Source organism: Nostoc paludosum FACHB-159, from assembly GCF_014698835.1.
GTDB classification, from domain to species: domain Bacteria; phylum Cyanobacteriota; class Cyanobacteriia; order Cyanobacteriales; family Nostocaceae; genus Nostoc; species Nostoc paludosum.
In genome coordinates, this window is sequence record NZ_JACJTU010000110.1 from 1 (window position 1) to 8,836 (window position 8,836).

8 protein-coding genes and 2 pseudogenes are annotated in these 8,836 nt (G+C 37.5%); 2 read left to right on the plus strand and 8 right to left on the minus strand.

The genetic code is table 11. From position 1 onward, the window contains the following. Positions 1-603 (minus strand): annotated as a pseudogene (locus H6H03_RS38300) (hypothetical protein); the annotation flags it as partial. A 328-nt stretch (positions 604-931) separates the two neighbouring features. Here H6H03_RS38300 and H6H03_RS38305 point away from each other — a divergent pair. Next, on the plus strand, positions 932-2,071 hold the full coding sequence (locus tag H6H03_RS38305) for an ISH3 family transposase (protein ID WP_199339231.1): 1,140 nt from the start codon (positions 932-934) through the stop codon (positions 2,069-2,071). A 335-nt stretch (positions 2,072-2,406) separates the two neighbouring features. Here the strand turns inward: H6H03_RS38305 and H6H03_RS38310 are convergent, their stop codons facing one another. The 3 genes from H6H03_RS38310 to H6H03_RS38320 form a co-directional block, all read right to left on the minus strand. Next, the gene (locus tag H6H03_RS38310) at positions 2,407-3,087 is read right to left on the minus strand and encodes a phosphatase PAP2 family protein (protein WP_190960209.1); all 681 of its coding nucleotides are present in this window, start codon (positions 3,085-3,087) and stop codon (positions 2,407-2,409) included. Positions 3,088-3,197: 110 nt separating this feature from the next. Continuing rightward, on the minus strand, positions 3,198-3,941 hold the full coding sequence (locus tag H6H03_RS38315; RefSeq protein WP_190960210.1) for a COG4705 family protein: 744 nt from the start codon (positions 3,939-3,941) through the stop codon (positions 3,198-3,200). A gap of 125 nt (positions 3,942-4,066) precedes the next feature. Then, positions 4,067-4,834: a COG4705 family protein gene (locus H6H03_RS38320; RefSeq protein WP_190960211.1), complete on the minus strand. Its 768-nt coding sequence runs from the start codon at positions 4,832-4,834 to the stop codon at positions 4,067-4,069. A 394-nt stretch (positions 4,835-5,228) separates the two neighbouring features. Here H6H03_RS38320 and H6H03_RS38325 point away from each other — a divergent pair, with 394 nt between their 5' ends. After that, positions 5,229-5,717, plus strand: coding sequence for a PepSY domain-containing protein (locus H6H03_RS38325; RefSeq protein WP_190960212.1), 489 nt, complete (start codon positions 5,229-5,231; stop codon positions 5,715-5,717). Between the two features lie 91 nt (positions 5,718-5,808). On the opposite strand, the gene H6H03_RS38330 is transcribed toward H6H03_RS38325, so the two are convergent. The 4 genes and pseudogenes from H6H03_RS38330 to H6H03_RS40975 all read right to left on the minus strand — a co-directional run. Then, positions 5,809-7,047, minus strand: coding sequence for a HAMP domain-containing sensor histidine kinase (locus tag H6H03_RS38330; RefSeq protein ID WP_190960213.1), 1,239 nt, complete (start codon positions 7,045-7,047; stop codon positions 5,809-5,811). Between the two features lie 95 nt (positions 7,048-7,142). Continuing rightward, positions 7,143-7,817: a response regulator transcription factor gene (locus tag H6H03_RS38335; RefSeq protein ID WP_190960214.1), complete on the minus strand. Its 675-nt coding sequence runs from the start codon at positions 7,815-7,817 to the stop codon at positions 7,143-7,145. An 82-nt stretch (positions 7,818-7,899) separates the two neighbouring features. Continuing rightward, a complete protein-coding gene (locus H6H03_RS38340; RefSeq protein ID WP_199339232.1) occupies positions 7,900-8,523 on the minus strand; it encodes an MFS transporter in 624 nt (207 codons plus the stop codon). 29 nt (positions 8,524-8,552) lie between these two features. Then, positions 8,553-8,738, minus strand: a pseudogene (locus H6H03_RS40975) (IS982 family transposase); the annotation flags it as partial. Positions 8,739-8,836: the final 98 nt, after the last annotated feature.

An 8,836-nucleotide genomic window follows, 5' to 3' on the forward strand; every position in this document is an offset into this window, starting at 1 on the left:
GCGAAGGCTTCTATAATTGCGATTTGAGACATGGGACAGATGCATTAATATAGAATTTGCGCTGCATCTTACCATATACTGCCTACATTTAGAATGAAATAGCCCTGTAGGTGTTACACAGCCATGAAAATAGGTTGTAGTTCCATTTCGATGATTACGACAATTACAATGAGGGCAATTAATTTTTTTGGATGAAAAATATTCTGTGCCATCTAAAGCGATTAAAATTTCTTCATTTAAGTAGAGAAACTTTTTCAAAACTCCATTTTTATTTAACCATTCATAGACTTCTTGAAAAGCCATAAAGATAGTCGCAGCCGGCACCGGATCTAACAAATTTCTTATTTGATTATCACAGGGTATTTTCTCAATTGAAAATAAACTTTCTGCATTATCTTTTCCCTTATTATTTTTCATTAATCGTTGATGGTCTAAGAAAGACTCTGACTGAGTAAAAAAGATAGAAAATGCTGCCATCACAGCGTCTTCCACCTGATATTTCGTATTATTTCCAGGTTTCCTTTCATCAGGTAAGTCATTTAATGATGACCGTAAAAATTGTATTAATTCAGGAATTTCTATGGTCGCTGCTAAGTGTGCCATGTTTGAGTAATTTGATGCGCTGTCGGATTTTTGACTCACCGATTTTACATCATCTAACAATAATTATAAATTTTTATTTCCCTTGAATTCCTCAATTAAAACCGAACGATGAACTGGATTTTCTCCGTTCGTTGTCAGGTAATCCCTCTATTTTATTAAGTATTTATACTTATTCTTTCCTCCATCTGTTTTTTTAGCCAGAGGCAATGCCTGAAAAAATAGTTACTTTGTACTATTTTTGGAACTCCCAAATCGGGGTTAATACTCTATTTTTTTCAAAATGAGAATTGCTGGTGAAAATTGAGCTAGAAGAATATCTGGTTCGATTATGACTGCAACTACCCCAGTTCTAACTGATAGTAAAACCTTGAACGAAGTAGTGAACTGTTTAACAGAAAACATCCCGATAAAGTCTCAAGGTAACTGTGAACAAAAGAATATTTTTGAAATTTTAGTTCGGGCAGCCACACAGAAAGATAGTATTGAAAATACTACTAAAGTTCTAAAAAATGTTCCGACCAGTAATGATATCCGTTACCATTTGGAAAAATATTCAGACCTCGCTTCTTTGGAAGAGGATTTAAATAAAGCACTTCAAAGCCGATTGCCAACTGGCATACGACAAGGACAGCAAAAAATAGCCATTGACTTTAATTTAATCCCTTATTATGGCGAACCGTCACCATTAGAAGTACCATATATTTACAGAAGTCAAGCTAAAAATGGTACTTGCTCTTTTTATGCTTACGCTACTGTCTATGTAATTAAAAAGAACAAGCGAGTCACCTTAGCTATCAAAGCTGTTCAACAAAAAAACACTTTGGTTGCAATTATCACCTATCTTTTGGCAATAATTGAGCCTTTAAATCTGAGAATTGAGCGATTATATTTGGATAGAGAGTTCTTTTGTGTGCCTGTAATCAGATGGTTGCAAGCTTTGGATATTCCATTTGAAATGCCAGCTGTTATTAGAGGCAAACATGGCGGGACTAAACAACTGATTAGAGGTAGGCGTAGTTACAAGACCAGTTACACTTTAAACAGCGATAAATATGGTTCAGTAACTTTTCCAGTATGGATAGTTTGTACCTATAAAAACGGTAAAAGACGAGCGCATGGAAGAGAATTTTTTATTTATGCTGTCTATAAGGTGAAGTTGTCATTACATCAAATACATGATGACTACCGTCTTCGTTTTGGTATTGAAAGTAGCTACCGCATGAAAAATCAGTGCCGAATTAAAACGACTATTAAAAATCCTACTATTCGGCTTCTATTTGTAGCCTTATCTTTTTTAATTATTAATATCTGGATTTATCTAATCTGGCATTATCTCAGCCTTTTAAAAAGAAGTTATAGGCAAGTTCTTTCTCATCTATTTACCCTCAAACAGATGCTTGAATTTTTACGTCAAGCCGTAGACCGTAATTATGGGGTAGCCTGCGAAGTTTATTTACCCTCTGGCTGATTTTGGTCGTTTTGGCAGTGTTTGTATAATTTCAACTTATAATTACTATCTCAAAATCGGCTTTTGTATATTCCTGAATAAAGGGTATCACAGACTACTATTTTTTAGCGATCGCCAAATTTTTCGGTCTACTGAAGGTATTTCCCGCTAGTTAGTGACACAACTCTTAACCGCTTCGCTCAAATAGGCGGTGTCTGCCACTGCCACGAATTGACTCGTTGAGCCACCTAGTTTGTCGCGGGCATCGGCAGACACTCCGCTACGCCGCCTATTTGTTAAGAGTTGCTTGAGTCACTGTGGTGTGGATTTATAGCAGAACCATTTTCTTAAATTTTTTACCTTAGTTTTTGCAATTTAAGCATCGTCATACATATCATTAGCCACAAAAAACCGACTCCATAACCGGCAATTATGTCCGTAGGCCAATGGACTCCTAAATATAAGCGGCTGAGACCAATAGCAGCAATTACAATGACTGTCAAACTGTAGATAACTTTGGCAAACGGAGGATAGTGAGTTGCCAACTCATAAGCAATGAAACCATAAAGCACCATAGAACCTAGTGCGTGACCACTAGGAAAACTAAAAGATGTTTCAGAAATCAAGCGATGCCAAAGTTCAGGACGAGGTTTAGAAAAAAACAACTTTAGCCCTGTATTTAAAATCAATGCCCCCAAGCAAGCAAGTACAAAAATTTTTGCATCTTCTCGATAACGTCGCCACCAAAGTAATAACAAAGTAACTCCTGCAACCACAACTACGGTTTTAGGATTACCAAGATTTGTAATGAACAACATGAAATTATCTAAGTTGGGATTGGCAAACTGATGTAGCCATAACAAAAAATTAGTATCAAATGCAAAAGTCTCTCGCTCTAAGACCTCTTGGGCTAATTTTGCTAAAATAAAAAGAATCAGCAGACAACTAACAAGTCCAACAATACCAATAGCAGCAATTAATGTAACTAAACGAGGATGTATATAACGCAACCAGAAATGAGAAAGTTGTCGTAGCATATTTAAATGTTATTCATCGTCAAAAGACCTACCTACTGCTAGCGTAGGTCGGCGGAAATACAGTTATTAGCTAAAATGGGGAAAAATTTTTCAAAATAAGCATTCGTTTTCTACTCAAGTGGATGACGTACTTTTTTCTCCTTTCGCACAGAAAAGAATAGGACAAGTGCTAGCAAGATAAAAGCGATCGCTGACGCATATTCCCTTGGTAGTGAGAGACCACCATTTTTGATTGGCTTAGTCAAAAAATCTCCGAAAGTGGCTCCAAAGGGGCGTGTAAAGATGAACGCGAGCCAGAATAGGAGAACATCGCTCAACTTTGTCATGTAGTGAAGGGCGATAACAACACCAATGACGCTGGCTGTCACCAATGCGCCCTGAATATAGCTTAGTCCTAAGTTGCTGGTAAGAAAGTCACCAAAAGCTGTTCCCAAACTGTTAGAGAACACCACAGCCAGCCAATAGGTGGTCTCTGCATCTTTCCTAATGATGGGATAAACACTCAGGTCTCGATCTCGATAGTACCAGATGGCAAGAACGCTCAAGAGACAGGCTACCAAAATCAGCGATCCCACTGCGTATCCCAGCCCGAAAGATCGATCCATCAAGTCTGAAACTTCAGTCCCGGCTGTGGTTGTAGCGATGATCGCCACCCAATAAAGGGCTGGACGATATCTATCTCCTTGAATTTGAAAAAATAAGAGAATAGCTAGGATGGCGAACGTTACAGCAAAAGCTATGTAATACCCCAGTCCAAGAGTCATTGAAATGAAGTCACCTGCGGTCTCGCCGAGCGTCGTGGCGATAATCTTCATAATCCAGAAGTAAATTGTGACTTTTGCAACTTTGTTCATTGATGTTTCCCAAAAAATACTAAGTCATCATTGGCAGTAAGAAAAGCTCTAAGCTATGTCGCATAGGCACTACAGCTTTAAAAGCTATTGAACAGTGAACAGATGAGTCAGGCGAGCGCAAATTATCAATCTTCTCGGTCAATCGGCACTAAGCCTGATTTCTTACGCTTAAGGCTTAAGTAAATTACTAGGCTGATGATTATACAAAGAAAAAGCATACTCGTTCCCACCGTACCATAGCCAAAACCACCATTTTTAGTAGGTTGGGATAGTAAATCACCTATCGATGCGCCAAATGGACGAGTCAAGATGTAAGCTAACCAGAATGTCAAAACTGCATTCATCTTCAAGTAAAAATAACTGCTAGCTATGATTGCGATCGCCGTTCCAAATACTAATGCTGATTGTGCATAACCTAATCCCGAAGACTCTGCTAAGAGGTCTCCTGTTGAAGTACCCAAGGCAAATGTCAGTAAAATAGCTATCCAGTAGAAAAGTTCTCTTTTAGCTGTGTTGATGGAGTGCATGGCTAATGTCTTTTCGCTGAAATACCAAAACGCAAAAACTGCCAACAATAGACAACTAAAAATTATGGTAGTTGTCACCAAACTAACTCCAAAATCGTCTACCAATTTATCAGTAATTAATGTCCCAACGATACTTATCAAAACGACGACTAACCAGTAACTCAGTGGAGCATACCGTTTTAGCCTAAACTGATTTATAAGTGCAATCAGTAATAAGCCGCTCATAATATATGATGTAATACTTAAACCCAAGTTGAGCGTTATTGATAAAAAATCAGCCGCAGTTTCGCCTACTGTGGTTGCCATAATCTTAATAATCCAGAAGTAAATTGTTACTTCTGGAACTCTATTTAAAATATTTACCATGATATTTGTTATCCTTGATTTTCGGTAGAAATGAAATTAGAGAATACGCGATAAACCTATTTTTCTAGCCTAAATTTAGCGTCCTTAATAACAAATGTCCTGCTATTTATCCCAAATTGGTGACACAACTACTTATTCTGTCAATTTTTTCATAATTTGAATTATGTGCAGAATGATTAAACTTTACACAGCAAAAGTCAAGAAAAAGTCAAGATTTGATTTTTAATGACGTTTATTTCTGAGAAATAGACTTAAAATAGCTAAAATCTCTAATTCAAAGTGAATTATGCTATTTAATATTTAATCTACAAAATTCAATTTAATCTTGACTATTTCTGAACTTTTATTACCTATTGTGAAATTACAAACCCAGAATTTTAGGGATTCTACAAGTATGAAAACTTCAACAAAAATCATTTGTGCAGCAGCTTTTGTTGGTATTTTGGGCTTTGCTGGATTGTCGAGAGTTGTAGGAGCAAAACAACCACAATCTCCGGTAGCAGTTGTACATCAGCATCATATTGCTACCCAAGTTGCCCAAGCCAGTGATGGTGAAACAAACGATGATGTACAAGAACAGCAAGAAGCAGCAAAACTGCAACCACTAGCTAAAATTACAGCAAAACAAGCACAGCAAGTAGCTGAAGCATCCAGAGGAACTAAGGCCAGTAGCGTCAAACTTGAAAACGAAGATGGCAACTTAGTTTACTCTGTAAAAATTGGTCAGCAAGATGTGAAAGTTGATGCTGGTAATGGCAAGGTTTTGTATGCCGAAAATGACAATCAAGAAGATGAAAAAAATGAAGCTAATCGTCCCAAGAGCAGTATTCAAGTTCCAGATACTGGTGATAGTGAGCGCGAAACCAATGATGATAGTAAGTAAGTCGGGAGCTTAATTAAGTAAAAACTGTTTTAGCACATACTAACTAAACATCTAATACACAGGGATTGATGAAGTTAACCTTTATCAATCCCTAATTTATAGAAGCTGGTAAACGGACATTGAAACAACTACCAAATCCTAATTGGCTAGTGACAGTAATTAATCCACTGTGATTGTGGGCGATCGCTTGAGCGATCGCCAATCCCAAACCAGAACCACCATAATTATAAGAACGTGATTTATCTGCTCGCCAAAAACGCTCAAAAACTTTGTCAATATGCTCTGGTGCAATTCCTATGCCTGTATCTTGCACTTTGACATAAACCTGAGAACCGACACGAGTGGTTTTAATTTCAACCACGCCTTTTAATGGTGTGTAATGGAGCGCGTTTTCAATCAAATTAGAAAATAGCCGCGTTAGTTGGACTGAATCACCTATCAAGTAAAGATTCTCTGTTAACTGAGAGATCAAATTAATTTCCTTGGCTTGAGCTTGAGGTTTATAAAGTAGCAATAAGTTTTCCAAGATTGACGTTAAATTGAGACTATCCCAATCCCCATTCGGAACTTTATCGGTACGTGCCAAGAACAGTAAGTCTTCTGTGAGGCGAGTCATCTGGTTAGTAGCACTGGCGATCGCCTGAAACTTTTCTGCATCTTTTGGCCCGATTTCCATAGGATATTCTAACGGTAACTCAGCATTAATTTTGATTGCCATTAAAGGACTACGTAGTTCATGGGAAGCATCAGCAGTAAACTGTTTGAGCCTTTGAAAACTCTCCTCAATAGGTTGCATCGCTTGACGAGTTAGGAAAATGCCACCAATCCCACTAAGAACCAAAGTTATAAGAATTCCACCGCCTAATCCCCAGTCTAATTTTTTGAGAGTTTCATCAAATTCTTCTAAAGATTGACTCACCCTCACATACCCAACCAACTGATTATTGTCGCTATTAATAATTGGTATAGTTACAGCTTGGATAAGAACTTTGTCGCTCTTAACTTCTACCTTTTTGCTAAATAATAATGGTGAGTTTAAGACGGTTTTTCCTTGTTGAGTAACTAAATGTCCTTGAGTATCAAACCACTGTAATGCTTGATGACTAGCAATTAGGTCTTGTGGACGAAAATCACTTTCAACTTTAATGTGACCTGCTTCAAATTCTACATTTGCAGATGCACCTTGTCCTATAGCTGTGAGTTTATCTTTAATTTGTTGAGTCAGACTATGAGCGAAAACAATTCGGATTGCGAGCGCAAATATTCCTAGCAGTGATGCAAAAACCACCAAGTAAGACAACAATAAACGATATCGAATTTTTTGAAACACATTTTTACGGATAGTAAATTATTGGTTATTCACTAAAATTTAGGATGGTACACATATAAGTAATGATTGAGACCAGTATTTCTAATTAAACCATTTTACTGATGTCGTAAACGATAACCAATGCCATAAACATTTTCAATCAATTCTTCTGAAATTCCAGCAGCTTTGAGTTTATTCCGCAAATTTGTAATATGAGTTTTGATACTTCCTTCCCCCGAAGATTTATCAAATTCCCACAGCTTGTCAAAGATTGCTGAACGAGTCACAACTTGATTTGGGTGTCTCAAAAAATACTCTAATATCATGTATTCTTTAGGTGTTAATGACAGAATATTTCCTGCATAAGTAACCTGTTGGCTGGCCGGATCTAATTGCAAATCACCGTGGATTAAAATTGATGGGCGTATCTGTGGACTTCTTCGTGCTAAAGCTCTGATACGTGCTGCTAACTCTTTTAGCTCAAATGGCTTGACTAAGTAATCATCAGCACCAGCATCGAGTCCAATAATTTTATCGCCTGTTGTATCTCGTGCTGTCAGCATTAAAATCAGAGCATTAGATGAAGCAGCACGTAAACGCTGACATAGAGTAATGCCATCTAAATTAGGAAGCATTAAATCTAATAAAATTAGCTCATATAATCCTGATTGCGACCATTCCCACCCATCAAGCCCATCGGTTGTGATATCTACAATATGGTGTTGTCGCCTTAAATACTCGGCTAATGGTTTAGCAATGCGATCGTCATCTTCAATTATCAAAATTCTCATAGTACTTCATCTCTTAACTTATAGAGCTTGGTAACATCAAGTTAGGGATGATTTTAGTTACAAACTTTTACAATGTAATTAATTATAAATGATTTGAATTATTAAACACTAATAACAGTGCCGCCACTAATGCAAAGATGCTACTAATTATAAAGGTACTTGTTGATCCAAAGTGCTGCCATAATTCACCAGCTAAAATACTGGCTGGTAAAAGTGCTATGCCTACTGCTAGATTGAGAAATCCAAATGCAGTACCTCGTAATGCAGCTGGAACTTTATCTGCTACCAGTGCTAACAATACGCCCTGACTCATACCCAAATGCAAACCGTACAGAGCAAACAAAACCCAGACTTGCCAAGCAGCTTGAACAAAAGCAAAGCCCAAGTAAACTAGGGCATACAGTAAATATCCCGCCAATAGTAGTTTTACACGTCCCAAGCGATCTGACAGGACACCAGTTGGATAAGCACTAAGAGAGTAAGCTAAATTCATCACCAGTAGCGTCAATGGCACGAAAGCGGCTGTAATCCCAACTTGAGAAGCACGAAGTAATAAAAAAGCATCGCTAGAGTTGCCTAAATTAAACAATAGTGCAACTACTACCAAAATCCAGTATTCCCGGCTCAAGTTAGCAAAAGTAGAAAAATGCAGTGGGTGATTGTGAGATGCTGTGTTGGCTGTTTTACTCTTTTCGTGTACTCCCAATGCTAGTAAAATAACGTGAGTTCGACGAACTAAAAAACAGCAGGAGGTAGAGCAGGCAGGTCTTTTGGGTAAATATCAATAGATGGTTTTTGAGGTAAATAGGTATAAGCAGCTAAAGAAGCCATCAAATTAACCAGAAAGTTAAAAGGGCTACGATGCCGAGAGTGTTCTATTTGGCATATATTTTTGAGATGGTCATTCACTGAGGGAGCAATGCGATTTTGTTAGATGACCCCAAAAAAAGTGCGATCGCTAATTAGTTTTTTCAGTACACAAATTTATTAACTACAATTTTACCGGTATTAATACTTAA

What these genes read in the sequence shown, in the direction of transcription:
- H6H03_RS38335 (WP_190960214.1), bottom strand. Translation starts at nt 7,817, where the DNA reads ATGAGAATTTTGATAATTGAAGATGACGATCGCATTGCTAAACCATTA.
- H6H03_RS38315 (WP_190960210.1), bottom strand. Translation starts at nt 3,941, where the DNA reads ATGAACAAAGTTGCAAAAGTCACAATTTACTTCTGGATTATGAAGATT.
- H6H03_RS38320 (WP_190960211.1), bottom strand. Translation starts at nt 4,834, where the DNA reads ATGGTAAATATTTTAAATAGAGTTCCAGAAGTAACAATTTACTTCTGG.
- H6H03_RS38325 (WP_190960212.1), top strand. Translation starts at nt 5,229, where the DNA reads ATGAAAACTTCAACAAAAATCATTTGTGCAGCAGCTTTTGTTGGTATT.
- H6H03_RS38310 (WP_190960209.1), bottom strand. Translation starts at nt 3,087, where the DNA reads ATGCTACGACAACTTTCTCATTTCTGGTTGCGTTATATACATCCTCGT.
- H6H03_RS38305 (WP_199339231.1), top strand. Translation starts at nt 932, where the DNA reads ATGACTGCAACTACCCCAGTTCTAACTGATAGTAAAACCTTGAACGAA.